The sequence below is a fragment of the Kluyvera sp. CRP genome (assembly GCF_019930565.1).
Classification (GTDB): Bacteria; Pseudomonadota; Gammaproteobacteria; order Enterobacterales; family Enterobacteriaceae; genus Kluyvera; species Kluyvera georgiana_A.
In genome coordinates, this window is sequence record NZ_CP082841.1 from 2,154,120 (window position 1) to 2,178,894 (window position 24,775).

Sequence of the window (24,775 nt, forward strand, 5' to 3'; positions counted from 1 at the left end):
TTGAGTGCGCTCTTATACGACTATAAATATTCGAGCTAGTAGAGAGTAAAACATTAGCCAAAAACTATTGCCTTAGAGGTCCCGTTTGGTATGGCGACACAACAAATTCAATTGAAAACCGTTCATGAACTACGCACTTTCCTTGCAGATGGACGGCCCCAACGCTTTTTCATCCCAGCCTATCAGAGAGGGTACCGTTGGTCCTCGTTCCAGATAACCCAGCTTTTGGATGACATTCACGAGTTCACTCAGCGACCCAACCCTCAGCCTCAGGAATTCTACTGCTTACAGCCCTTAGTAATCAAATCGCGGCTACAAGGGGACTGGGAGGTAGTAGATGGTCAGCAACGGCTGACCACACTTTTGTTGGTCCTTCGTCACTTTAACGAGCGTTTAGCCGAGCGATTCCGTCAGCCACTCTATAAGCTGGATTATGAAACTCGTCCCAAACTGCCGGCCTTTTTAGAAGAGCCTTCCTCTGAACTGGCGGAGACTAACGCTGACTATTTTCATCTTTATCTAGCTATGCAGACCATAGAGGACTGGTTTGCTCGACACGAGAGTGAGGTGGAAACGATCAAGGCTGCAATAATAAACCAGGTCAAGCTCATCTGGTTCGAGTTGGCAGATGAAGATCATCCGGTTGAGGCTTTCACCAGGCTGAATGTAGGTAAGATACCGCTAACTTCAGACGAACTTATCCGCGCGCTGTTTCTGCGTCGAAGCACCGGTGCCAGTGCTGATCCCACAAGCGCTCAGTTACGCATAGCCTATGAATGGGACCAGCTGGAAAAAGCCCTCCAAAACGATGCTTTTTGGTACTTCATAAGCAACAAGCCAGCTCCTGCCCAGAACCGCATTGGCCTATTGTTTGAACTGGTTGCGCAAGAAGACGGTTTATCGCAGTTATGGCAGTATGACACCTATGCAACATTTCATCATGTCAATGGGCGGCTTAAGGCATCCGGTGCCAGCGTTGAAGACGAGTGGGCACGCATTAAGTCCAGCTTCCTGCAATTAGAAGAATGGTTTGAGGATCGTAGGCTCTTCCATATGGTGGGTTTTTTGGTTCATCAACGTGTCGGAATCAACGATATCCGCAAACTGGCGCAAGGCACGACTAAGAGCAGTTTCGAGCTGACTTTGCGTTGTAAGATCTTCCACCTCGTTACAGGTGATGCGCTGTCTGTTCCTGTGAGCGAGGAGGTTGTACGAGAGCGCCTGTCTACACATATGGATGGACTCAGCTACGATCGTAAGTCGAGCCACGGCCGCATTCGTGCTTGGCTGCTTCTATTTAACCTCGCAACCTTGTTGCAAGATGTGCGCTCAAATCTGCGTTTCCAGTTCGACAGTTTCAAGACCCAGTGCTGGGATATCGAGCATATTCGCTCCGTTAGCGATGACAAGCCTGGCCGTACGGATGCACAAAGGACCTGGCTGGAACATTGCCTTAGATTTCTGGCTACGCAAGGCTCGAATAATGCTTTATACGAAGAGATTAAGATCAACTTAGTTGACCCAGCAGCCTCTAAGCTTCCTGAAGTGTTTGACGAACTGTATGACAAAGTGCTGGAGTTTTTTTCCGAAGTGGGGGAGTGGGAGGAAGAGCATGGTTTGTGCAATCTGACTCTGCTGGATGAACATACCAACCGCAGTTACGGCAATGCTGTGTTTGCGGTAAAGCGCCAGAGATTACTATCCCTTGATCAGGCCGGTATCTTTGTGCCGCTGTGCACCCGTAACATTTTCCTGAAATGCTACAGCCCCCAGGTGGGTAATGCCCTGTTCTGGGCTGAGCATGACCGAGAAGCTTACGAAATAGCTATGCTGGATACACTCACCTACTTTTTCTGCGGCAGCAAAAGGGAAATTCAATGAACCTAGGCCAACAAATCACCTACATTCAGCTGCTGCAACAGCATACACATATCCAAATCCCGATTATTCAGCGTGACTATGCCCAAGGTCGGCCTGATGAGCAAGAGGTTCGTGATACTTTCCTTGCCGCACTGGAGGATGCTCTGCTCAAGCCCGCTCATGACGTCAGCTTGCCGCTAAATTTAGATTTTATTTATGGCAGTGTTGAAGAATGCCAAGGAAAGACACAGTTCCTCCCTTTGGACGGGCAGCAGCGTTTGACCACCTTGTTTCTGCTTCATTGGTATTTGGCATGGCGCGATAGCGCTTGGGAAGAATTTACAGCATTGTTCGTGGCAGAGGGAAAGTCTCGTTTCCGCTACGGAGTTCGGCCTAGTAGTAATGACTTTTTTGACCAGTTGGTGGTGTATCGTCCAACCGAAACTGTGGATGAGGTGGTTTCGCTTGCGAACATTGTTTGCGATCAACCTTGGTTTTTCCGAAGCTGGCTACGCGACCCCTCTATCCAGTCTGTTCAAGGTATGATGGACGCCATCCATGAGCGCTTTGCAACTCATTCGAACTTATTCGCTAGACTGGTAGACGAAGCTCGTCCAGCTGTCACATTTCAACTCCTAGGTCTGCATGACTTTGGCCTCTCGGATGACCTTTATATCAAGATGAATGCCCGGGGAAAGCCTCTCACTGAGTTCGAAAACTTCAAGGCTCGTTATGAGCAGTTGCTTAAAACTAAGTTTGTAGATCGCAGGTTTTATATTGGTGAAAGCTCATTTCCCATCCATGAATACGTGTCCATCCAACTGGACACGCATTGGGGGGACTTATTCTGGCAATTTCGTGACAAAGAAAGCAACCTGTTTGATCAAGCTTTCCTTCGCTTGTTTAGGGTGGTGGCTTTGGTAACGCGAGACTCAGGGGGAGAAGCATTCAATAAAGATACCGAGCTGTTGCGAAATCTACATAGCACATTGTCATTCCAAGACTACCATCACCGAGATTGGCTTGATGAGCGTTTTTCTACGTCGCTTATTTATTTGCTGGATACGTTACACGCAGAAAAAAATAGATTGTACACGGGGTTGCTAAACGATCAGTTCTTTAATGAGTCATCCATACTAGGCAAAATTATTAGTCCGTACTTCACCTCCCTAAGCTATAGCGAAGCGGTGCAGTTCGCGGCCTATGTGGGCTATCTCCACAAACATAAGGGCAAACCTGAGCCAGAGGCATTTCATCACTGGATGAGAGTTATCAAGAATCTGTCAGTGAATACTACCTATAACCGGGTAGATGATTTCCGGCGTAGCTTGGAAAGTGTAAATGCACTTTTGATTCATGCAGATAGTATTCTGGAGTATCTAGCGATTCCCGACAACTCTGTGGATGGCTTCAATAGGCTTCAAATTAACGAGGAGCGTATCAAGTGTGCATTGATACAAGCCCATGAAGGGTGGGGGCCTCTTATCCAAACAGCGGAGGTACATGGATACTTTGCTGGTCAAATTGACTTCCTAATAGAGTTCTCAGGTGTAGCGGACCAGTTTAAAATGGTAGCTCCCTGTGACTGGACTGCTGACCAACATCTTGAGCTCCAGCATGCCTTTGAGCACTACTGGAGCTGGGCTCATGCTACCTTTTCGAATGTTGGCTTAAAGGAGTTAGGTGCGTACTATTGGCTGCGGGCTCTGTTGAGTTTGGGGGACTGCTTACTGCCAAAGGGAAAAAATCAGTCCTTCATAGTTGATCGTGCAGATGATGAAGCCAGCTGGAAGCGATTCTTACGTTCTGAGGGAAAACGCGGTCTGCTGAAAAATCTGTGGGACCGAATGAATCCACATATTGACTTGTCGAATCAACTGGAAGATGTCATTTCTAGTGCGCCCCTGAGTGAGGATTGGCGAGGATTGATCGTCCGGACGCCGGCAGTCATCGAGTTTTGTGAAGCTCGAGCCCTTCGTGTTGAGTCTAACGAGAAGGTTTATATACTAAAGCGCAGCCAACTTAATGGTGAACATGCCGAGTTGCTCACATTTTGCCTTTATCAGAAACTTAGGGATAAATTGCAAGCTTTTAACAATTTAAATATAACTTATATGACCGCAGTCGGTACTGCCTTCTGCCCTTTTATCAGACTGATCTGCCTTCAGACTGAGGGGTGGCCTGAATTCAGCATCGTCGCAGAACGCAGCCAATTCATCATAAGTACATTATTACCTACAAAGGAAATTGACCCACAAATTGGTGCCACGCTTAGAGACATTTTTCACTTCCAAGAAAATGATTATTTTCAGATAGCGACGGACAGCCGTGATGTTGAACATGTGTTGGCGCAGCTAAATCGATACTCTGTGAGTTGCTAGCTGTTGTGGTTGTATGGACTGACCCCATTAAGTTGGTCAGTCCACCGATCCTTATACGGTTTACCGCTGCTCTTGAAAAAGGGACAATTCATTTGCTCATTTGCGAGAAACCAACACAGTAGTCAAGCCCTCCCTACGCTCAGCTATCGGATCAGGTAATCGACTTTCTAAAGGTTTTATGCCTTACCTCTGACAAATATCTGTTTCCTTCACTGGCTACGAAGAAGCCAATCTAGCAGAAGTATCTAACTGAAAACTCATGGCGTTTACGTGAAAGCGGTCAAATGCTTGATATACCTCATTGGACGCCCCATGAACTGCGCCGTACAGTACGTATAGGGCTATCTCGTTTGCAATGTCCAAACGAGGTAGCTGAGGCTATATTGGGGCATACGCGCGGTGATGTTGAGGGGATTTCTAACTTGTATATGTATGACACTGAGTGCCGGACATGGCTGCAGGTATAGGCGGATTACGTAGATGAATTACTATAATTTTCTGATTGTAAAAAGAATTATGCGGATAGAGTAACCTTAGCGCTGAACTCACCATGGCTGTTTGGGCGTTGTTAGGAAGTACATTGGGCCATCATAGGGCATGAAGTAGCGCCCGCCCCATAGAGTCTTGGAAATAGGAGAATAATTGTGAAGCTATGTCTGACCATTGGGGTTTCGAAAGCACCTCCGCTTTCATATTTGCCTGGAGCGATTACAGTTGCTAATGAAATGGGGGATTGGGCGAGGAATACCGGATTTGTGACGGAGGTTATTACTGATGAAAACAACATACCTGTCACAATAGATCGCATCAAAAAAATTCTTCTCAAAATGCTTCCAATAAACGACGAGGTGGAACTTTTTATTTTACATTTTGCAGGGCATGGATTTCGTGACGGTGCAGAACAAAACATTTGGCTTCCTAGTGATTGGCACCAAGAACTGCGTGCTATATCTGTGGAAGCACTAAAGTCACGGCTTTACAGGCATGGAATAAAAAGCTTATCGATTTTTGGCGATGCGTGCCGGTCGCTACCTTCAGATATTGAAACAGCAGATATTTGCGGTGATCCGGTTCTTCCTCGAGGACCTTATGAGGTTTCTATCCCTGCTATTGCTCGTTTCAATGCTGTTGTGGATGGTCAGCAGGCGTACATGCTAAAAGGAGATAATATTGCCCCATCCCGATGCGTTTTTTCTACGGTTTTGCTCGAAGGTCTGTGTGGTCTAAAGGACGAAGCGTTTGATAAGTATATTCCGGATAGTGTGATTCCTGACTCGCTTGCATCATTCTCTTCGGAACGATTAAAGGAGATTAGCGAAATATACGATTTGAATTTTTCTCCCGATTTCGCCCCCGGTTTTCCCAGAGATCATGCAATTTATTTCCTTCGTAACAAAGGGGCTAGTAATGTAGTTCTGCCAAAATGGCCAGAACCGCGTTCAAAATATCAACTGCATGATAAAAATGAAGAAGATATACAGGCTGGAATCTCTGGAGTTAACACTAAAATATTTAAGCGGCATGTCCTAGATAGCTTATTTCTGCACCTAAACCCTGATATGCCGAAATTCAATTTGGCTATACGTGGTGCTGTGCCCAAAAAAGTATGGAGTACATCTTCAGTCGAAAGATACTCGAATGATGATGATGGAGCAACGTATTATGTTGATGTCGCTGCCGAAAATGCCGTTCAAATCCTTGTAGAGTTTGAAGATGCTGTTTTTGCATCGGCGGTAGTGTATGCAGATCTCACTACGGTGATAAGTCGTGATATCAGTGGGGGCATCAGTTGGGCTTGCACTTCTGGAATGGCTTTACCTACTAGGCGTTTGCGCTCGTTTATTGCCACGATAGAGAATCTTCAAGCAGGCAATCTTACGGCTGATAAAGTAGACAATATAGCGGCGCAGTTACGTTCAGATAAGCACGCAAATCCAACATTGGGCGCCATTTCAAGCTATTTGTACGATTATACAGGAGATGTGGATAGCATACGCCGTATGGCCTATTTTTATATCCAGCATAATCAACCTATTCCTTTCGACGTGGCCTTTATGGGACTCCTTTCATTTAAAAAAATAGGGCTTCACGAGACGTTGGTAAAAGTTCCATCAGTAAAGGCACGAGCTCGATCTGACGCGAACGATATGTTTCCACGCTGGGTTACTGGAGCTACTCATGAGAGAATGGGAGTGGTTGCTGGGCTATGGCCTTGGCTCCGTCAGGGGTGGGTATTCATGGATGAACCTGAACCTCAAGAAAAAGCTGTGGCGGAAGAAATAAGTAATATTGCTACATTTTTACTACCTTCACCGTTTACTTCATTCAGTGCAACAGGAGGAAGAATGTTGATTGAAAAATTCCATATGGAGGTAAGCAATTGAACGTGTTGATGATTCATGGTATCGGGCAAGAAGCATCGACTAAAAATGAGCTTCTCGAAAAATGGACAGCATCTCTCCATAGTGTTCAACCTGGCTTGCTAGGGAGTTCCTCAATTGAAATGGCATATTACGGCGAGATTCTTGCCAACTGGACAACAGGCAAGACAAAACAAGCAGTTGCATTGGGGGAAGGGAGTATTGAAGTTGATATGGGCAATGCCGATGAACTGAAATTCCTCAGCACTGTTTTAAACGAGTTTGCCATTAAAAATAATATAGACGAAGCCCAAATTGCTGTTGCAGAAGGCGGCATTGTACCTATGGATAATGCTATCGTAAGGCGGCTTGTAGGGCTGGCTCGCTTGGTTGAAAAACTCGCTCCGGATAAAGGTAATCTTCTGCTTCGACTGATAAGACAGGGGCATACTTATCTTTCGTCACCAGGGGCTGCAAAAGCGGTTGATGACATTGTACGCCCTCTTTTGCTCAGGACTCCACAGGTCTTAATTACTCACTCACTCGGTACCGTTATTGCTTTTAAATTACTACGAGAGATGGAAAAAAAAGGGGAAGGTATTAAAATTCCACTTCTTATCACCATGGGTTCACCTCTTGCTTTAGAGGCTTTCAAAGCAAAACTTGGCCCGCCGCGTCGTAAACCTGTTTTTGTCGAAAGATGGGAAAACTTCTATGATCCATCAGATTTCGTTGCTCTAGGTAAACCGTTGGATGAGAAAAATTTCGCTAGCGATATCTTTAACGATGGTACGGTCGATAATAATACTTTCAATGCTCACGGAATTGTTGGTTATCTCCCACATCAAGGGGTCGTCAATGCGCTGAAACGTGTTTTATAATATCCTAATCGCAATCGTTGATAGCAGGACGATAAGGCCAGAGAAAATGGCGTCTTCTAGACTGAAGAAGACGCTTATTACGGACTATTATATAAACGTATAACTCTCTGTTTGTTCACTTCGTCAGTTTCATTTCCTGACGAACCATTTTCATATAGTTAATAACGCGTTCTTCCAGTTCCTGCTTGAATGTTTCCGAATAAATGAAATCGACATTGTCTTTTTCTGTACATGCAATGAATGCCTTAGCTAGAAATCCAACCAATTGATCGTATTTTCTGATGAATGGGATTGTAAAGCTACCGTGTACTCCTTTTACTTTGATAATAAAGCAAAGAAATTCCCCCACAAAGCTTATATCTTTACATTCATCTTTAACAAAAGTGCTCTGGAAGCAAGTTACAGGAAAAATGGTGAAGGTCCGATCATTTCGAGTTGTATATTCATCCTCCTCCTCATCTTGGCAGATTTCCACACTTCTAATTTTTAGATGATTATCTTGATAGGTAGACCTGAGTAAGAATTTTGGATGATCGACCTGAAGTGTACCATCAGCGTTAAATTCAGCTTCTGCGTAAGCGTAAACTACATCAGATATCTTTTGGAACTGGCCATTATAGTATGACACAAGCTCGAATCCCCCACCAAACAGGTCAATAATACTTTCGGACTCAAATTGATCTTCATATTCTTCAATCAGGTGGTTTGCAAACTGCTGGAGTGCCATACATGTACCATGCACAACTATATCGTCTTCTGGTATATCGAAAACAGCAATAGGAAACTGCTTATAGTAATTTTTAGCATGCTCTGCCCCTGAACCACCGACATGTAGTTCAAAATATTTATTGGATATACTTGGCTCAGCACCGAAGTTTGTGAGCTTGATTTCATTATCCTCAACGCTGAGCACGATTGCAGTTAATGCTAATTTATTGATCTGGTTTTTAATTAGAGTATCAATAAAACGTTTTCCTGTTAATTTAATTTTCTCCGCAAGGAGTTTATCGATTAGATATGTTGCTTTGATTATTTCATTAACGCTACCGGCAAAAGCAACGGCGAAGTATTTGTTCACAACAAGGATTTTTTGGCATAGTCCAACGACTGTGTGTGTCATTAATGGAGTACTATCAACAGAGGGGCTGAATGATGGTATCTGAAAAGGGCTTAACGGGGTGTTTTTGGAGCTGGTAAGAAGAATGTCTGCCTGAAGAAAACCGCCGTTCTTTAAGCGATACCCTGCGATCATTGTCATATTTAATGCACCTAAATAAATGATAAAAATAGATTATATCATCACGTGCATTCAAGTTGGCTGATCTTACCCAACAATAGTGGACACGCGACTAAGTGAGTAAGCTCTCAATCAGAAGTAGCTAACATGACAAAGTCCGTATCAACTAGCAAGAGGCCCCGTAAATAGTACTCCCCTGAGTTTCGCCAAAAAGCCCTAACGCCTGCCGAACGCATCGACGTGGCCACCGCTATCCGCGAACTCAGTCTATACGAATCGCTCAGTGTCAGCATAGTTGTCGCCCCGTTTGAAAATGAACCTGAAAGTGACAGAGTGACAGATGAAACGTATTTGCCCAGAACGAAAGGCCAGCCGAAGCAAGGCTTGTGGATCTCGGTCTGCAGCTCGTCTCATTTCTTATAGTCCGGGCGTCGGTTTCCCGTATCGGATAACGTATGTTCATCGTCTTTCCTTAGGTGAAATCCCTCAAAACCGTAATCATCGCCGGGAGTTAAAAAAATGGAAGTAGAATTTAACGTAACTGTATTGCGGTATATGCAAAAATGGCAGCTCAGCAGGGATCATCCCTAGTGTGACATCTTCCAAGCCTGAAGAATGACGACAAAATCGACTACAATTGTACCTTGCACACTACATCGGCTAAATCTTGTTTAGTGTCGACAGCTGTTGCGATTGTACTGACTATACATGTGCCTGGCCGATGAGAATTGATAATGAAAGGAGCGTTAGCAGGAAGACCTTTTTCTGATAAAGTTGCCGGGTGTATAGCGAACCAATATAAATCGGCAATAGCCATAATAGTGAATGTGATAATCTTTTTCATGGGGTTTCCTTCTGGGACAAAGCATCAATTACTTACCCAAAAGGAACCCTGATGTTAACTAAGGTGATTATAAACCAGATACGTTTATATAGAACTGACCATTATTATCAGTTTTCTGTATATCATAGGTTATTGGTAGTTCGGTCGTGTTCGGCAGTTTTGATTGTTCATCTGTCATGGTCATTTGAAGACTGGCTGCGCACTGATAAGTATCGACAGAAGAGTCATAGTGCGTTGTTCTGACCTTAATAACCTTCAGTATCAAGCTATCGGTATTACCGGGAACCATGCCTTCCAACTGAGAGTTTCTGAGTTGCTCAAATTGTTTTTTAATCTGTTTGTGAGCAATATCCACGACCAGATTTTTTGCATTATCACTACTACATTTTGGTGTTTTCTCGCCGCAGCCAGCCAGCAAACCAGCAGCAATTAATACCAGAAGTATTGTTCTTTTCATTTGTAGCTCCTTCGTAAATTAATGATACTTTTACTTCTTATTAAATAGACCATCCATTGCGCCTGCCGCAGAAGCCCCGCAGTATCCTTCGCAACCACGAGTCATAATGCTGGCATTACCGTTATGCAGCTCACTAATTACTGCAACACATTGGCTGGTATTGTCATTCCATATCCATCGATGCTTCTGGCTTTCTCCGGCAGCTATTTGCTGTGCCGTACCCTCCATATTGCATACGCCCGAGCCATCCCCTGTTGAGGCATTAATGTTGAACTCAGCATTACCCTTTCCCGGATTCAGGGTTAGAACCGCTCCGGGTTTTACGTACTGCGTTGCCGCGGCTGGAAGTGCTATGGTTACCATTAATAAAACCAACAATTTTTTGTTCATTAATTAATTCCCTGTTAAGTGATACGGATGTTTTTAGCGATTTTCACCAGTGCCAGTGGTCTGCGTTTTTCCACAAAGAAATAAACGACGTTGAATGCGGACTTGCGGTGATTTCCCCGGCCAAGTGAAGGCCAGTTACGAAAGGACTCAATCTGTTCTTCTGAATAGGGCGTGTCAGAGAAGTCAAACAGTACAAGCAGGGCTTTGCCGTCGTGCTTCATCAATTTCTTAACTTCTGTACTGTTGACGGTCGCGGAGACATTGGAACGTGCCGCAGTTGGTTTACGTACTGCAAACTCGACGGCTACATCAGCAATGACAAAATCAATGTAACCGTGCCCGGATACAGTTCCTGGCAGCTTGCTTTTTACTTCCGGTGAGACGTTATCTGCAAACCAACCCAGCAAATAGCAACGTACCAGAGGCAGTAATTCCCGCTCGCTACATTCGTTCAGACGCAGGGTTTTGACAAATTCTCGCAGGTAAAGAGAGCTGAAAAAGTACTCAAAGCAATCCGTTATCTCAGTAATGGTGGTTGCCACAATGTTCTCCTTTTTGCCCACCTTTGCTCTGCTGCTCAACTGAGTGGGCTTCCAATCCAGCTTAGCTAATCGGTTGCAGCTATTTTGTCTATAAATGATGTAATAGTTGATTTTATGTCCATTAGTGATGTTCATGCAAGAGTAAAAAAGCCCCAGAATTCCTCTTATGGACGTTCTGGAGATAAAATTATGGTTAAACTGATGGCAGATTCAGCTGATAAGCTGGTAGGACAGCGTATTCAGGCCAGACGTAAAGAAGCAGGGCTAACTGCTGCCGATCTTGCAGAGACTATCGATATCTCTCAACAACAACTTTCCCGCTATGAACGCGGAACGAATAAGATCAATATTGCTCATTTAGTCAAAATTGCCGTTGCTTTAAAAACTCCAATCAGCTGGTTCTTTATTGATTGTATGGAGGATTTAAATGTTTCTGATATCCCGATTAACTATGCCACTGGGCTTGACGTTGAATTAAAACAACGTCTCGAGCAAGTCTGGAATAAGCTCGATAACACTAAAAGAAAAAGCTTAATTATGTTTTTAGATGAGTTTATAAAATAACAACCAAATTAGTTCCTGAGTGAAATTATTTGCATTAAAAGCATGGCCCTGGTAAAATAACATTGCTGGATAGTGTCATATTGTCCAGTAGCTGATACAAATTAATTGCCAACTTAGCATTTTATTATCCCATTCTGATGGGAGGACGTCTATCGTCTAAACAGTCAGTATGGGCAATGGTCAATTATTGGTTTGTATCATCAATTCAAATGCATATTTTTCGGAATAAAAACGATGAGTGTTATCCATCAGGAAGGGCTAGCTATGCCCGTCGATCAGGAATTAATAAATATCATATTAAATGAAGCGGGGAATCCACCGTCGCATAAAGCCAGAATTACCGCTGTTAGTCTGTTATTTAAAGATCTGACTTACAGCGCCGAAAAGGGCGGTTATCATCCCGTCGAAATACGGCTTATTTCACGCAATGATGAATGGTATTTTGATTACATCACCGACTTCGGTTATATGGGGACGGTATACCCCGAACTGGAAAAGGAAATTGATATTAGCTGGAGTCAGCAATATGTCTTTCTGGCGTACAGGGGGGACCTGCCTGTTAACGCCGGAAGGGAGTTGTTTGAACTCTGGCAATCCAACTTTATTCAGTATCACGCCATGAACGCTTACACCATTACTGTCCTGTGGGAAAGCTAATCCCGCCGCACTAATCATCACTACCTTATGGGGAATTATCTGTGACTGATAACAGAGGGATACGTGCGTCTCAACAGGGCGAACTGGACTGTCTTTGCGGTGCTTATTGCGTGGTTAACATGCTGAGCTGGCTGTATGACGGCAGGGTGAAACGACGCCCGTTAATGAACCGGCTTATTCAGGCTTATCAGCAGCGCTGGCCTTTGCATGAATGGCTGACTGAAGGGATTGAAGAGGACCGTCTGGACTGGCTGATAGCGCAGGTGTTGCAGAAAGGGCACTACGGCCGCCAGTTCCCGGTTCAAATCACCAGACCCTTTGCCGGGAAGCGGGGATTATCAGACGGGCGGCTTTTCAGGGAAATGCAGAGGTTTCTGGACGTCACTGACCACTCCCGCCTGATTATGCTCAGCGACCAGTTTCACTGGTCCCTTATCACCAAAATGGACGAAGAAACGCTCTGCTTCTTCGACAGTAACGGGCGAACCACCATGCCCCGTAAAGCTTTCTCCCTGCGTACTGGCGTAACCCGCCGCCAGCTGTTTCCCGACGCCATTTACTTCATTGAACGGGAGTTCTGACATGACCCTATTTACCCAGCGTGAAACCCGTATCCTTGACCAGGCTCGTGACATTATCAGCCGGTACTATCAGCGTGGGGTTCAACTCTGCTCCCCTGATGATGTTCGACGGTGCGTGATGGTTGAGCTGGCACCGCTTGAACATGAAGAGTTTGGCATCATCCTGCTCGATAATCAGAATCAGCTGCTGCACCGCGAAATCCTCTTCAGGGGGACGTTAAACTCGGTCAGTGTTCACCCCCGTGAAGTTATCAAGCGTGTACTGAAACATAACGCCGCCGCAGTCATCCTTGTTCACAACCACCCCAGCGGCGAGCCTGAACCCAGCCGCTGCGATATCAAGTTGACTAAAAAGCTTCAGGAGCTGCTGGAAATGCTGGATGTGCGGTTACTTGATCACTTTATCGTGGCGGGGACGGAAACGGTATCAATGGCTGAACGGGGGCTAGTGTGATGCTGAAAGTTACCTGGTTTAATGTACGTTATCAAGGGTTACGCCCATGAGCAGGGCTGCGTTACGTCAGGTCGTGCCGGTGGTGCAAACCACCGTGTTTGATGCGTATATTGGCGGTCTTGCCCCCTCGGGACGGCGGGGTATCATCAGCCTGTTAAACCGTAGCGCCAGCATACTTAAACACGGTACGGATGCAGCAGACTATCCGTGGGAACAACTTAACTACGCCGCCGTTGCTAAAGTGCGTGCGGCACTGCTGGATGACGGTTACGCCGTGTCGTCGGTCAACATGGCGCTGTCAGCACTCCGGAGTGTGGCGCAGACGGCCTTTAACCTCAATTGTATCAATGCCGAAACGTTGGCACGTATCCGGTCAGTGAAGCGCGTAAGTGGCGATATCCAGCGGAAGGGAAGGGCGCTGGACAGGCAGGAAATCCGTGCGCTGATTCAGGCCGCTAAACAGCATCCGCAGCATGTACGGCGCTGTCGTGATACCGCCATTGTGCTGACGCTTTGTGGAACGGGGCTGCGGGCCGGGGAACTGGTCAAACTTGAGCGCCGGGACTATGACAATGGCATCCTGACAGTCAGGCAAGGGAAGGGGCGCAAATACCGCGAAATTCATGTGGCGGATACAGTAGAAAAGGCCATCCGTGCGTGGCTGAAAGTCAGCACAGACGAGGTTGACAGCGCACTGTTCAGGCGTATCCAGCGCAACGGGAAAGTCGCCAGCCAGCCGCTGACAACGACCGGGTTAACGGGGATTCTGGTGGAGTTACAGCAAGCATCAGGCATAGCGCGTTTCACCCCGCATGATATGCGGCGCACCTTCATCACCCGTTTACTGGAGCAGGGCGTGGATATCAACACCGTCCGCCAATTGGCAGGTCACAGCGACATATCCACGACTACGCGCTATGACTGCCGTGGTGAGGTGATGAAAATCAGTGCCAGCAAGCGGATTAGATGCTGGTGAATTACTCATCATTCAGCTTATGAAGCTTGTCATATACTTTCTGTTTATCCAGAAGATGTTGCACAGTCCTTTCAGACCATACTCGCTCTTTACTCCCCGTTAAAACTGCCTTTGGGGTTAATTGCCCCGATTCTGTCATATACCTGGCAATCTCCTCTTCACTCATTTCCTTGATGTTTTTCAGATTCCAGACTGTTTTGTGCAGACGAAAAAGCCTTTTAGGGGCAGTCTTTTTTATTTTATAAAACTCCGACTCAGTTTCTTTTTTAAGCAAATACTCGAATACCTGGGATATCGTTTCCAGTCGACCATGCGTTGATGATGACGGCGCAGGCAGGCTCAGCGATTTACTTACTTTTTGTATCATTGACAGCATTTCCCTGCTGACAGGAACCTCAATCAATCCTCTCTTTTTCCTGCTGGTTTTTTTGTAACCACGCTCCTTCTCTCTCAGGGCTTCGAGTGCTTCAAGGGATAACGTCCTCCTGTCGACTTTGGGCATAAAAACGTTCTCCTTACCTTAACTGACGGTCAGTATTTCATTGAGATTATCTGGTGCGTAGACGAACGTACAGTCTTTTTTCATAAAACTGACTGTCAGTATTTGGTTTGGGAATCAAGTTGGTTCCTGACAGTCAGTATTGTTGAAATTAAATACTGATTGTCAGTTTGTTGATTATTTATATCTATAAAAATCAACGCATTACAAGGTTGTAAAAGCACCTTCGGCATCAAGTGATGTCGACTGAAAACAGGTGTGTTATGACCACAATTCGTATCATCAAAGTCCCGGAAGTTCTTGAACGTTGCGCCATAAGCAGGGCTTCACTCTACAGAATGCTCCATCGTAATGAATTCCCCCGGCAGGTCCGCATAGGTATCCGTTCGGTAGGTTTCTACGAACATGAAATTAACCAGTGGCTGGCTGACCGCCAGCGTGTTCAGTAAGTGCATGAACGTCTAACAGCACGTTATTCACGCACGTATAACTATGAACAGAGAACATATCAGCCAATGCTGACACTGGTTTAACTAACCAATCGATTCATCACAGTGTACTGATAGCTGAAATGGGCTGGTGCTCTCTGTTCCTCACTCAGGTTAGTCCCTGATACGGAACACCAATGAAAAAGAACAAGTTGCTTAACAAGAAGAATGTTGAATTTAGTCCATCAGATAAGATTTGTGACAGCCTTGAGGGGCATGAGATGAAGCTGCGCATCGACTGGCTTTCAATTGTATCTCGCTTCCACAGTGATGAGGAGAAAACTGAATTTGTTCAGAAGTTGCAGTCTTTACTGGGGCGGGAGTGGAAAAACTATGTTGTGCAGGAGAAATCTCCACGGAACGCAACGGGGACATGTCACCCTTACAAGTATGGTTTGTGCATTTCACGTAATGAACCTGATGCACCAATGCTGGCATATCTCATGTGGGGGCCAAAAGCACTAGGAACTGGTGGGTTCAGTATCCACTTTCATCCCCAACACATGACGGGTAAACGGATGGATCTACTGCTTAAGTGGTTGAGTGACCGTCTCGGTGAAACTTTTGCTCACCTGCTTGCGCGAGCATGGGTCACCCGTCTTGATATCGCTCTGGATATCTATGGGTGCAAGTTGAATGACTATCTTTGGGGGTTAAAAAAGTCATCGAAATATAAAGACTACGATAATGATAACGGGTTGCCGGGGTTATCCCTTGGGGCGTTAGACTCGAAACTTTCAGTTTTAATCTATGGCAAGATTGATGTTGCGCACTTTAAGCGGATTGCATTCCCTGAGCGCGCAGGATATGTGAATGAAAAAGGGAGGCGTAAACGGGAGTATTTCCTTGAAATTGATAAGGAAGAATATCCGCAGTTTCTACGTGTTGAAGTGCGTATACAACCTGAGTCTACTGGCCCCGGTAAACGAGGATGCAAGCAAAAAGCGCTGATGCTGTCGGATCTCTCAAAGCTCGAACATCCCTTTGAGCGTCTGTTGGTGTATAAGCGCAAACTGGAGGGGGAACTAATGAACGCTGTTTTTACCAATGACCGCCCTAAAACGAATGGGATCAAAGCATGGACAAATACGTTGAGCGATGGTGATTCAAAGGGACGTCTGGCCCGTAAGTTCACCAAACTCCTGTATCTTAATGAGGTAGAGCTGTTTAACAAGCATGATGTCTGGTCTTTTTGGCCTGTTTGCATGGCTAAGTTGGGGCAGGCTATTGGTGGATTAAAGCCAGAGTTTGCTACCAAGGAAGAGATAGCCATCAGCCAGTTTGCTAAGGATACACGCAAGCGGAAGCGCAAAACACGGCGTCAAAAACGTCAGGAACAGGAACATCCAAAACGGTAGTTCAAGCATTAACCATTGATGGTGGTCTTTTAGGCCGCCATATCTTTGGCTTTTATACTCGGTGAGAAGGTTCCTCATGCCTCTTGTGTCGCTGAATTCTTCCCTCAATACCGCCCAACGTTGCTAAGTTTTGGCGTGGTAGACCGGCTAACTATCGCAGCTGTTTAGTGTCAGATCCGCACCTCGTACAATGGTAGGGGAAAACCGGGGATGGCTTTCTCTGACTCTGACAGTTGCAAGGATCGGCGGTTTTGAGCAAATTAGAGGTATCAAAAGCTCGAAATCCAGAATGTGTACATGCGCCTATAACCGCTATTGAATATCACTGGGAGGAAGTTGCACCGCTTAATAACCGGTAACGTTTTGTATATCCGCTAATCCCATTCTGGCTAAGCTGATATTTATTCGCTATTTGCGTCTACAAGGTATATAGACGTATCTATTATGCTCTGTATACACTCTATCTCTATATTACTGTATATATGTCACTACATACTATAGCCATTATCCAGTATCAGCTATCATGAGGCTCCAGCCTCCAATATTATGATCATTATCCCAGCATCTGAACCTTGTTGGGTTCACATATGATTTGAGTAATTCAGTTGTAAATAAATGGGGTCAGGGCATGGTGCTTTGATCTCAATATACAGGTGAATTATGAAACCATACATTACACATAACAATATTCTTGTGACAGGTTCAACACTGGAGTATTTCAAAGAAGTTGTTTTCAGTATTCCTTATAATGGTGTGCCAAGTCTGCGGCGTCCCTTTTATCGTAATATAGCAGTATTTCTTCAGCATGTTATATGTGTGTCGACCTGTAGTCGTAAGAACAGGAAAAAAGCAAAGATTAAGGCGAATAAAAAATGGTCTTATTCTGTGCCAGTGCCGTTTGAGCTGGGTAGGGATAAACTTCCCGGAGTATTTAAGAAAAGTGGGCCAGCCTATGATCGTGCAATGGAGGCACTGGCAACCGCGGGAATTATCAAGCTAACCGGGTATTCCAATGTTCAAAGCTCTTGCCGGGAATATGCTGTTTCTCAACGTTTTCTGCGTAAGTTGTTTGGCAACGACCGCGAGGCATACCTTAGCCGTCAGGATCGCTACCATTATCTGACTGACATTTTCACCAAGCGTAAAAGCTACTCATTTGATGATCTGATCGGCGTTGCGATCGACCGTGGGCAGAACGCTAAACATCAGCAGTCTAAACGCGATATCCCTAACGCTGCCTTCAGGGAGCTGGTAGTGAGTGTCTGGAACAACCTTGAGCCGCTTGAAATCAATCTGGATGTATTGCTGGATTACTATAACGAGTATCCCACCAAGAAGAACAAAATATTCATTTTCAACTTCCTGTCGCGACTGGCTGAAACAGGTGTGGATCTGGTGACGGAATCACCATTAACGGTTTCTTACAGGCAATCGTATAAGACTGCGTACATAGGTGGGAGATCCTTTGAGGTTGGCACTGGCTTCCAAAGTCTGCCGTCTAAAATGAAGTGGGCGTGTCTGGCACGGGGTGTGAACTATGACATCAAGGGATGCCAGCTTGAGATACTGCGACATGAGCTGCTGAGTATTGGCATTTCGGCCAAATCGCTGGAGATGCTGGAAACTCAATATATCTGCCGGGTGTTACGTGTCGCAGAGGAGCTGGTGAAGCAATTCAGGTTTTCCAGCGTATTCAACGCCGGGTTCGTTACGCTATCGCTTAAATCCAGTACCCGACGCTTGCTGAACCGTGAGTTAGGTCAGGAAGAGGCTGAACGGGTACTTAAGCGCTGGAAGCACCTTTTGAAACCCTTGAGGCGGGATCTGGCTTTACTGCTGGATCATTACGAAGGCACAGCATTGACCAACCGTTATGGCAAATGCGTTACAAACGCGGTAGGGCAACCGTTTAACATTACCTATAAAGATGTGGCAGCGCGTAAACGCAGGAAGTCAGATGTGATGCGCCGAAAGCTGTTGTCGCACATGTTACAGGGGCTGGAAAGTCAGGCTGTATACGATTATGTTGCCAACCATAAAAGTGTTTGCGCACTGGAACACGATGGGTTTGTTTCTTATGAAGAGGTCACTGACTGGTCCCATCCATACCTGTTGATTGAGAAGAAGCATTAAGGGGTACCACTATGACCACGACCTGAACGGCCTGCGAGGGATAAACAAAAAACATCACGAATGTTATATATTAGAATGAGATGAAAGCTGCGAGCTGGCGTGAGTGTTTCCGACAATGGCAACCGGAACCGAACGATTCACCCAACAGGAGATACAAAGATGATCCGTATGCGCGTTAAAAACTTTGGGCCGGTAGGGCCGTGGCCGGCGGACACTGACGGCTGGATCGAATTTAAATCTGTAACAGTGTTTATTGGCAACCAGGGCGCGGGTAAGAGTACCCTCGCTAAACTGTTTTCCACTTTTTGCTGGATTGAAAAAGCGCTGGTTCGTGGCGATCACCCGAAGAAATGGTTTGAGCGAAAAGGGCGTTTCAAAAACATGTTTCTCAGTTATCACCGCTTGGAAAATTATCAGGATCTGGATAAGCGCGGAGAGCCGGTGATTGAGTACGAAGGTGAAGCCTGGGCAATCCGTTATAGCGCGAACCAGTTAAGTATTACTGAGCTGCCTGGTCAGCAGTATGCGCTGCCGCAGGTGATGTATGTCCCTGCCGAACGTAATTTTATCTCGTATGTGCGTAACCCCAGTGAACTGAAACTCTCCTCTGAGTCGCTAAAGGAGTTTTTGTCGGCTTTCGAACTGGCAAAACAGTACCTGCCCAAAACCGTAAAACTACCGATTAATGATACTGAGATCGAAAATGACAAACTCAATGATATCGTTAATCTGAAAGGCCCGGGCCATCGGCTGCGTCTGACAGATGCCTCTAGCGGATTCCAGTCTCTTGTACCGTTGTACATGGTTAGCCTGCATCTGGCGAATGCCGTGCAGGACCAGAGTCAGGATAAGCCAATGAGCGCCGATGAGAGAGAGCGTTTCGCGCAGGAGTTCACGAGTATTTTTGATAATAATAGCCTGACTCAGGAGCAGAAACGGGTGGCTGTCTCAGCTCTTTCGCGCCGGTTTAACAAAAGCGCCTTTATTAATATTGTGGAAGAACCGGAACAGAATCTGTTCCCCTCCTCACAATGGGAAATGTTGAAAAGCCTGCTGGCGTTTAACCGGCAGGGTAAAGCCAATCGCCTGGTGCTAACCACCCACAGTCCCTATATTGTCAGCTACCTCTCGCTGGCGGTTCAGGGGAAACATTTGCAGCAGCGTATCATTGAGAGTAAGCAGAAGGCGTTATTACCCCGCCTCAATGCCCTGATCCCGGAAACGGCATTACTGGACCCGGACGAAGTAGCAATCTACCAGTGCAGCGATCAGGATGGCAGCGTTATCCGGCTGACAACTTATGAGGGCATTCCTTCGGATAAAAATCTGCTGAATGACTGGCTGCGGATGGGTAATACCATATTTGATCAGCTTCTGGAGCTGGAAGAGGAGCTTTAAATGGATTTTTTTAAGGCAGCCTGCCGGAGCGGTCCTTTTACGCAGGAAACCTTTGGCATCTGTGACAACCAAGACAGCACACCCGCCTATGTGGATACTGATAACGCGCAAGGCTGGGTGGCGACCGTTGAGAACCGGGCACAGCTCGAGGTTATCTTCACAGCGATTGATAAGTGCGTGCTGCAGGACGGTGATCAACCCGGTCGCGGGCGCTGTGACGGCATGCTGACCACGAATAATCTGCTGTATCTGGTGGAGTTGAAAGAGCAACGGACCAACTGGCGAAGTGATGCAACAGAACAGCTGAGATCCACCATTCTTTTTCTGCAGCAACATCACAATCTCAGCGCATACAAACACAAGAAAGCCTTTGGCTGCAATAAACGCTACCCAGCATTTATCGAGATTGACCAAGAAACCAAGCGGCGCTTCTTTGATGAATATGGCTTTCGCCTAGATCTGCAGGGGACTATTAAGCTACCGAGAGGGGAACGGGGCTGAATTCAGTAAACCATATATGGACGCCCCGGGTATCTGTCCGTGGGTAAGCGTGTTCGTGACGTCAAGATCATGACAGAAGAGCAATTGATCCACAAAGCGTTATCGCACTTCAATAAGCCCCGCCATGCTACACGTCACGTATCTCGTGAAACCCAGCAATATATGCGTCAGGTGTATCTCAACATGGGGGCGTTGCGAAAACGATGTGATCGAAGCGCTGCCACTCCGCGCTTAACAGACATATTACCGGACCGGAAGGCTGGCTCTGAATTTACATCGCCTTGACGGACTCGACCAGGCAAAAGGATAGAGAGGTATAATTACCCAAGTGTTTGAAGGTAATGTGATTTTTCCTTATTGGTGGCCTGGGGGTATTTACACATAAAGCGCCAAAGAATCAAATGATGTGTAAAAAGGAAGTTTTCATTTCATTTTGTTTGCAATACGAATCATTCTCAATACTATACGTATTTGCATTTATTGTTGACTTTTATGGGGATTATCGAAGTGAATGTAACTTTATGTAAGAAGCGCCCAATTGCGCTGTTTTTGGCTGGTTTCCTCACCTCACCAGTTTTTGCTGAAGAACCTACAGAAAAACTGGCAGACGATGAAACGATGCTCGTCACCGCCGAACAAGGACTGAAACAACAGCCTGGTGTTTCGATCATAACTGAAGAGGACATTCAAAAAAGTCCTCCGGTTAACGATCTTTCCGACATCATCCGCAAAATGCCAGGCGTGAATTTGACCGGTAACGGCGCAAGCGGTAGTAGGGGTAACAACCGTCAGATCGATATTCGCGGTATGGGCCCGGAGAATACCCTGGTGTTGATTGATGGTGTGCCGGTAAGCTCTCGTAACTCAGTGCGCTATAACTGGCGCGGTGAGCGTGATTCCCGTGGTGATACTAACTGGGTCCCCGCAGAAATGGTGGAGCGTATTGAAGTGATCCGTGGTCCGGCTGCGGCCCGTTACGGTTCCGGTGCTGCGGGCGGGGTGGTTAATATCATTACTAAACGCCCCACTAACGACTGGCACGGCTCCTTATCACTCTTCACAAACCAGCCTGAAAGCAGCAAAGAAGGCGACACTCGTCGTGCTAATTTCAATATTAGTGGTCCACTGGCAGGCGACGCTTTGACGATGCGTCTTTATGGTAACCTCAACCGCACCGATGCCGATGCCTATGACATCAACACAGCACAAAACGGTTCATATGCAGCCGGTCGAGAAGGCGTGCGTAACAAAGACATCAACGGAGTATTGTCCTGGAAAATGACACCAACCCAGATCCTGGATTTCTCCTATGGCTATAGCCGTCAGGGCAATATCTATGCGGGTGATACTCAAAACAGTAACAGTAATAGCAGTGCTAATGGTCTGGTTGAATCGCTCTATGGCAGTGAAACGAATCGTTTATATCGTCAAAGCTACGGGATCACACATAATGGAATCTGAGATTGGGGGACATCAAGGCTTAACTTCAACTATGAAAAGACAAACAATACCCGTTTAAAAGAGGGTACTGGCGGTAGTAGTGAAGGGATGATTAATAGTGATGTCTTTTCAACCAGCCGCCTGGAAAGCTATCGTGCTGGCGGGGAAGCAAACTTTCCTCTACAGTTGCTCGTTGATCAAACTGTGACCCTCGGTGCGGAGTGGAGTCGCGATGAACTCAACGATCCGGCCTCCATGCAGTCGTCAAGTACTAACAACTTTTTGCCTGGTAGCTCGGGCGATCCATCTCAACGTAGCAGTAAAAACGCCGCAACGATTAGTTCGCTGTATTTCGAGGATAATATTGCTGCGACCGACACTACCGAGGTTATTCCGGGGCTGCGCTTTGACTATCACGATAACTTCGGTGCGAACTGGAGTCCGAGTCTGAATATATCACAGGGACTGGGTGAATATTTCACTTTGAAAGCAGGTATTGCACGTGCGTTTAAAGCGCCTAATCTGTATCAGTCAACGCCGGGCTACCTGCTTGCCACGCGCGGCAACGGCTGTCCGATTGGTCTTAGCCAATGTTATTTACTGGGTAACGATAATCTCGATCCTGAAATCAGCGTTAACAAAGAAGTGGGGATTGAATTCAGTCGTGCAGGTTATGCTGCCGGGATCACCTACTTCCGTAATGATTACAAAAACAAAATCGTGTCTGGCACTTCTGCTGTTTACAGCAACGGTACTTATAATGTGTTGCGGTGGGAAAACGGTGGTAAAGCCATCGTTGAAGGGCTTGAGGGTAACCTGACTATTCCTTTGATTGTGGATGCGCTGGAGTGGCGCTCTAACGCAACCTACATGTTCCGTTCTGAAAGCAAGAAGACCGGAAATCCGTTGTCAGTCATCCCGGAGTTTACCATCAACTCCCAGCTGGAATGGCAAGCGACAGAAGAACTGAGCACAAACGTTAACTGGACGCAATATGGTCGCCAGAAACCGCGCCAGTATGCTGAAACCGTCCTTGAAAACCGTAAAGGTCTTTCACAACGAGAAATTAGTCCTTATTCCGTTGTTGGCTTAAACGTCAACTACGATATCACCAAAAATCTGCGTGCCAGTGCAGGTATTAGCAACCTGTTTGACAAACGTATCTATCGTGAGAACGCCGGGGCTTCAACGTATAACGAACCCGGACGTGCTTATTATGCTGGCGTAACGATGTCATTTTAATAAATGTTAGGCGACCTTGAGGTCGCCTCTACCATTTTCAAACTGTTTTTATGGTTTAAACACGCAAACATTAACCGTAAGACAGAATGACTTTCCGTGAGGCAGGTGCTGGCCAGCGTGGGATATTTAACGCGGGTTAACATCGTGCCCTTACTTTTTAACTATGCGGATTGTCACTAATGAGACAGTTTAAAAATTTCCCATCCTGGAGAGATTATTACCAGAAATTTAGAGGTTATGGGCGTTAGTGGTCGTCGATTTGCACTCATCTCTGAGTCATGCCCGCCACAGTATCGCAATTTTTTGCCGGTAAAACAGCATTAACTCCACCACTGGCAATTCGCATTGCCCCTGCGCTGGGAAGAACACCTGAGTTCTGGCGGTGTCTTCAGAGCGCTTATGACCTGCTTCAGTTGGAATATAAAATTGACACATCCTGGATTGTTTTATAAGGCGATCAAGAAGAAATATCGCTGATTACCTCAAAGCATTAAGTAAATAACAAATACGGGGGTATTGCCCTGCATTTTTGGCAGTTAACGCCGATTTCTGCAGATGAACCCGTATAAAATTACGGGCTTTGCGTTCACCCGGCTACGGACTTTTAATTGTAACAAAATAATTCACAACCCCGCACGCCGTTCTCGCCTCCATTTCCACACTGAACTGACCGCGCCAGAAAATATCGCTTACTTTCAGATAATTATACATTGACATCCTTATCCGGCTATAGGGATGTCCGATCGATTATTTATTGTGTAATAGCTTTTGACTATCACGGTTAAGATATTGATCGTTTTTGGCGATCAATCAACTGTATGTAAAATGAAGCCACGGGAGCGTGCTTTACGTGCGGTTATTTTCCAGGCTGCTTCCGGAGGCTGGTCAGACATGTTGAAGCGCGACGGTGACGCGTCCGCGCGGTAAAGGGAGAAAGAAAATGCTTCGGGACGACCGGAACGAATATAAAAACAGGGTGCGGTGCTGGCCTGAGGACGACTGTTTTTTCAGATGCGGCGTGCAGGGGGTGGTCGATGTCCTGCCCCCCCTTAATACGACTCAGTGGGTTTTCATTCACCTGTGCGGACATAATGTCATGGCGTTTCTGCACTGGTTGCCTGAGCTGATTCGTTCCCGGGATATCAGACACGCGGTTATTATTGCAAGCCCCAGGATGATGCCCCTGGCGCAGTATCTTAACTTTAACACCAGCATCTGCCGGGCTGTTATCAGCGCAGAAACCTCTGTCCCGTCCATCATTTCTGAGCTGACTCCTGCCGTTACCGGGCTGCTGCCGGCGACCATAGCTCGCCAGTCCCCCGCCCTGACGGACGCTGACTTTCTGAGCCTGTGCATTCACTTCAGGGCGACGGGCATTCCCCTGCGTGCTTTCGGTCCGGCGGGCTCACGGTCAAGCTTTTACCGGTATAAGGGCAGGCTCGCCACTATATTTGGCGTGAGGAAACTGAACCGGCTTCTCATGACCTACTGAACCTCTCAACGGTTTCATCAGGCGGCCCGTCGGGTTGTGC

At 46.3% G+C, this 24,775-nt stretch carries 21 protein-coding genes and 3 pseudogenes; 18 read left to right on the plus strand and 6 right to left on the minus strand.

The features are described from left to right. The first annotated feature begins 90 nt into the window (after positions 1-90). From K7B04_RS10135 to K7B04_RS10155, 5 genes and pseudogenes are all read left to right on the plus strand, one after another. Positions 91-1,881: a DUF262 domain-containing protein gene (locus tag K7B04_RS10135; RefSeq protein ID WP_115188175.1), complete on the plus strand. Its 1,791-nt coding sequence runs from the start codon at positions 91-93 to the stop codon at positions 1,879-1,881. Beyond that, the gene (locus tag K7B04_RS10140) at positions 1,878-4,241 is read left to right on the plus strand and encodes a DUF262 domain-containing protein (RefSeq protein ID WP_223803943.1); all 2,364 of its coding nucleotides are present in this window, start codon (positions 1,878-1,880) and stop codon (positions 4,239-4,241) included. Before K7B04_RS10135 ends, K7B04_RS10140 begins: the two co-directional genes overlap by 4 nt. A 71-nt stretch (positions 4,242-4,312) precedes the next feature. Then, positions 4,313-4,708 (plus strand): annotated as a pseudogene (locus tag K7B04_RS10145) (tyrosine-type recombinase/integrase); the annotation flags it as partial. 177 nt (positions 4,709-4,885) lie between these two features. Continuing rightward, entirely contained in the window at positions 4,886-6,625 is a 1,740-nt protein-coding gene (locus tag K7B04_RS10150) for a caspase family protein (protein WP_114443943.1), read from the plus strand. Beyond that, entirely contained in the window at positions 6,622-7,482 is an 861-nt protein-coding gene (locus K7B04_RS10155) for a hypothetical protein (RefSeq protein WP_111768996.1), read from the plus strand. The genes K7B04_RS10150 and K7B04_RS10155 overlap by 4 nt, the downstream gene beginning before the upstream one ends. A 115-nt stretch (positions 7,483-7,597) precedes the next feature. Here K7B04_RS10155 and K7B04_RS10160 read toward each other — a convergent pair whose 3' ends face one another. After that, entirely contained in the window at positions 7,598-8,740 is a 1,143-nt protein-coding gene (locus K7B04_RS10160; protein WP_100662795.1) for a hypothetical protein, read from the minus strand. Between the two features lie 126 nt (positions 8,741-8,866). Here K7B04_RS10160 and K7B04_RS10165 point away from each other — a divergent pair. Then, a pseudogene (locus K7B04_RS10165) lies at positions 8,867-8,998 on the plus strand (IS3 family transposase); the annotation flags it as partial. Positions 8,999-9,350: 352 nt separating this feature from the next. On the opposite strand, the gene K7B04_RS10170 reads toward K7B04_RS10165, so the two are convergent. From K7B04_RS10170 to K7B04_RS10185, 4 genes are all read right to left on the minus strand, one after another. Beyond that, on the minus strand, positions 9,351-9,563 hold the full coding sequence (locus K7B04_RS10170; RefSeq protein ID WP_114443941.1) for a hypothetical protein: 213 nt from the start codon (positions 9,561-9,563) through the stop codon (positions 9,351-9,353). 67 nt (positions 9,564-9,630) lie between these two features. Further along, positions 9,631-10,020 carry a hypothetical protein gene (locus K7B04_RS10175; RefSeq protein WP_114443940.1) on the minus strand — a complete coding sequence of 130 codons (390 nt, stop codon included), beginning with the start codon at positions 10,018-10,020 and terminating at the stop codon, positions 9,631-9,633. A 30-nt stretch (positions 10,021-10,050) separates the two neighbouring features. Beyond that, the gene (locus K7B04_RS10180) at positions 10,051-10,410 is read right to left on the minus strand and encodes an acyl-CoA dehydrogenase (protein WP_114443939.1); all 360 of its coding nucleotides are present in this window, start codon (positions 10,408-10,410) and stop codon (positions 10,051-10,053) included. Between the two features lie 14 nt (positions 10,411-10,424). Next, positions 10,425-10,952 carry a hypothetical protein gene (locus K7B04_RS10185; RefSeq protein WP_223803944.1) on the minus strand — a complete coding sequence of 176 codons (528 nt, stop codon included), beginning with the start codon at positions 10,950-10,952 and terminating at the stop codon, positions 10,425-10,427. 189 nt (positions 10,953-11,141) lie between these two features. Here K7B04_RS10185 and K7B04_RS10190 point away from each other — a divergent pair, with 189 nt between their 5' ends. The 5 genes from K7B04_RS10190 (at position 11,142) to K7B04_RS10210 (ending at position 14,184) form a co-directional block, all read left to right on the plus strand. Then, complete coding sequence (locus tag K7B04_RS10190) at positions 11,142-11,516, plus strand: helix-turn-helix transcriptional regulator (protein WP_039695432.1); 375 nt, start codon at positions 11,142-11,144, stop codon at positions 11,514-11,516. A 264-nt stretch (positions 11,517-11,780) separates the two neighbouring features. Beyond that, positions 11,781-12,173 carry a DUF2787 family protein gene (locus K7B04_RS10195; protein ID WP_223803945.1) on the plus strand — a complete coding sequence of 131 codons (393 nt, stop codon included), beginning with the start codon at positions 11,781-11,783 and terminating at the stop codon, positions 12,171-12,173. A 119-nt stretch (positions 12,174-12,292) separates the two neighbouring features. Beyond that, positions 12,293-12,754: a hypothetical protein gene (locus tag K7B04_RS10200; protein ID WP_181684308.1), complete on the plus strand. Its 462-nt coding sequence runs from the start codon at positions 12,293-12,295 to the stop codon at positions 12,752-12,754. A 1-nt stretch (position 12,755) separates the two neighbouring features. Then, the gene (radC, locus tag K7B04_RS10205) at positions 12,756-13,208 is read left to right on the plus strand and encodes a DNA repair protein RadC (RefSeq protein ID WP_134935136.1); all 453 of its coding nucleotides are present in this window, start codon (positions 12,756-12,758) and stop codon (positions 13,206-13,208) included. A 46-nt stretch (positions 13,209-13,254) separates the two neighbouring features. Then, positions 13,255-14,184 carry a site-specific integrase gene (locus tag K7B04_RS10210; RefSeq protein ID WP_223803947.1) on the plus strand — a complete coding sequence of 310 codons (930 nt, stop codon included), beginning with the start codon at positions 13,255-13,257 and terminating at the stop codon, positions 14,182-14,184. A 1-nt stretch (position 14,185) separates the two neighbouring features. Here K7B04_RS10210 and K7B04_RS10215 read toward each other — a convergent pair whose 3' ends face one another. Further along, positions 14,186-14,686 carry a hypothetical protein gene (locus K7B04_RS10215; protein ID WP_223803948.1) on the minus strand — a complete coding sequence of 167 codons (501 nt, stop codon included), beginning with the start codon at positions 14,684-14,686 and terminating at the stop codon, positions 14,186-14,188. Between the two features lie 260 nt (positions 14,687-14,946). Here K7B04_RS10215 and K7B04_RS10220 point away from each other — a divergent pair, with 260 nt between their 5' ends. From K7B04_RS10220 to K7B04_RS10255, 7 genes and pseudogenes are all read left to right on the plus strand, one after another. Beyond that, on the plus strand, positions 14,947-15,132 hold the full coding sequence (locus tag K7B04_RS10220) for an AlpA family transcriptional regulator (protein WP_223803949.1): 186 nt from the start codon (positions 14,947-14,949) through the stop codon (positions 15,130-15,132). A gap of 176 nt (positions 15,133-15,308) precedes the next feature. Continuing rightward, positions 15,309-16,529, plus strand: a complete 1,221-nt coding sequence (locus tag K7B04_RS10225; RefSeq protein ID WP_223803950.1) for a hypothetical protein — start codon at positions 15,309-15,311, stop codon at positions 16,527-16,529. A 660-nt stretch (positions 16,530-17,189) separates the two neighbouring features. Beyond that, positions 17,190-18,662 carry a hypothetical protein gene (locus K7B04_RS10230; RefSeq protein ID WP_223803951.1) on the plus strand — a complete coding sequence of 491 codons (1,473 nt, stop codon included), beginning with the start codon at positions 17,190-17,192 and terminating at the stop codon, positions 18,660-18,662. A gap of 159 nt (positions 18,663-18,821) precedes the next feature. Beyond that, a complete protein-coding gene (locus K7B04_RS10235; protein ID WP_223803952.1) occupies positions 18,822-20,060 on the plus strand; it encodes an AAA family ATPase in 1,239 nt (412 codons plus the stop codon). After that, positions 20,061-20,561 carry a hypothetical protein gene (locus K7B04_RS10240; RefSeq protein ID WP_223803953.1) on the plus strand — a complete coding sequence of 167 codons (501 nt, stop codon included), beginning with the start codon at positions 20,061-20,063 and terminating at the stop codon, positions 20,559-20,561. A gap of 492 nt (positions 20,562-21,053) precedes the next feature. Continuing rightward, positions 21,054-23,243, plus strand: a pseudogene (locus K7B04_RS10245) (TonB-dependent siderophore receptor). Between the two features lie 1,096 nt (positions 23,244-24,339). Continuing rightward, on the plus strand, positions 24,340-24,735 hold the full coding sequence (locus tag K7B04_RS10255; RefSeq protein ID WP_223803954.1) for a hypothetical protein: 396 nt from the start codon (positions 24,340-24,342) through the stop codon (positions 24,733-24,735). The last annotated feature ends 40 nt before the right edge of the window (positions 24,736-24,775 follow it).

Excerpts from the sequence above, each read along its gene's own strand:
- K7B04_RS10135 (WP_115188175.1), top strand. The coding sequence starts at position 91 with ATGGCGACACAACAAATTCAATTGAAAACCGTTCATGAACTACGCACT.
- K7B04_RS10140 (WP_223803943.1), top strand. The coding sequence starts at position 1,878 with ATGAACCTAGGCCAACAAATCACCTACATTCAGCTGCTGCAACAGCAT.
- K7B04_RS10160 (WP_100662795.1), bottom strand. The coding sequence starts at position 8,740 with ATGACAATGATCGCAGGGTATCGCTTAAAGAACGGCGGTTTTCTTCAG.
- K7B04_RS10170 (WP_114443941.1), bottom strand. The coding sequence starts at position 9,563 with ATGAAAAAGATTATCACATTCACTATTATGGCTATTGCCGATTTATAT.
- K7B04_RS10175 (WP_114443940.1), bottom strand. The coding sequence starts at position 10,020 with ATGAAAAGAACAATACTTCTGGTATTAATTGCTGCTGGTTTGCTGGCT.
- K7B04_RS10180 (WP_114443939.1), bottom strand. The coding sequence starts at position 10,410 with ATGAACAAAAAATTGTTGGTTTTATTAATGGTAACCATAGCACTTCCA.
- K7B04_RS10190 (WP_039695432.1), top strand. The coding sequence starts at position 11,142 with ATGGTTAAACTGATGGCAGATTCAGCTGATAAGCTGGTAGGACAGCGT.
- K7B04_RS10195 (WP_223803945.1), top strand. The coding sequence starts at position 11,781 with ATGCCCGTCGATCAGGAATTAATAAATATCATATTAAATGAAGCGGGG.
- K7B04_RS10200 (WP_181684308.1), top strand. The coding sequence starts at position 12,293 with ATGCTGAGCTGGCTGTATGACGGCAGGGTGAAACGACGCCCGTTAATG.
- radC (WP_134935136.1), top strand. The coding sequence starts at position 12,756 with ATGACCCTATTTACCCAGCGTGAAACCCGTATCCTTGACCAGGCTCGT.
- K7B04_RS10210 (WP_223803947.1), top strand. The coding sequence starts at position 13,255 with ATGAGCAGGGCTGCGTTACGTCAGGTCGTGCCGGTGGTGCAAACCACC.
- K7B04_RS10215 (WP_223803948.1), bottom strand. The coding sequence starts at position 14,686 with ATGCCCAAAGTCGACAGGAGGACGTTATCCCTTGAAGCACTCGAAGCC.
- K7B04_RS10220 (WP_223803949.1), top strand. The coding sequence starts at position 14,947 with ATGACCACAATTCGTATCATCAAAGTCCCGGAAGTTCTTGAACGTTGC.
- K7B04_RS10225 (WP_223803950.1), top strand. The coding sequence starts at position 15,309 with ATGAAAAAGAACAAGTTGCTTAACAAGAAGAATGTTGAATTTAGTCCA.
- K7B04_RS10230 (WP_223803951.1), top strand. The coding sequence starts at position 17,190 with ATGAAACCATACATTACACATAACAATATTCTTGTGACAGGTTCAACA.
- K7B04_RS10235 (WP_223803952.1), top strand. The coding sequence starts at position 18,822 with ATGATCCGTATGCGCGTTAAAAACTTTGGGCCGGTAGGGCCGTGGCCG.
- K7B04_RS10240 (WP_223803953.1), top strand. The coding sequence starts at position 20,061 with ATGGATTTTTTTAAGGCAGCCTGCCGGAGCGGTCCTTTTACGCAGGAA.
- K7B04_RS10255 (WP_223803954.1), top strand. The coding sequence starts at position 24,340 with ATGGCGTTTCTGCACTGGTTGCCTGAGCTGATTCGTTCCCGGGATATC.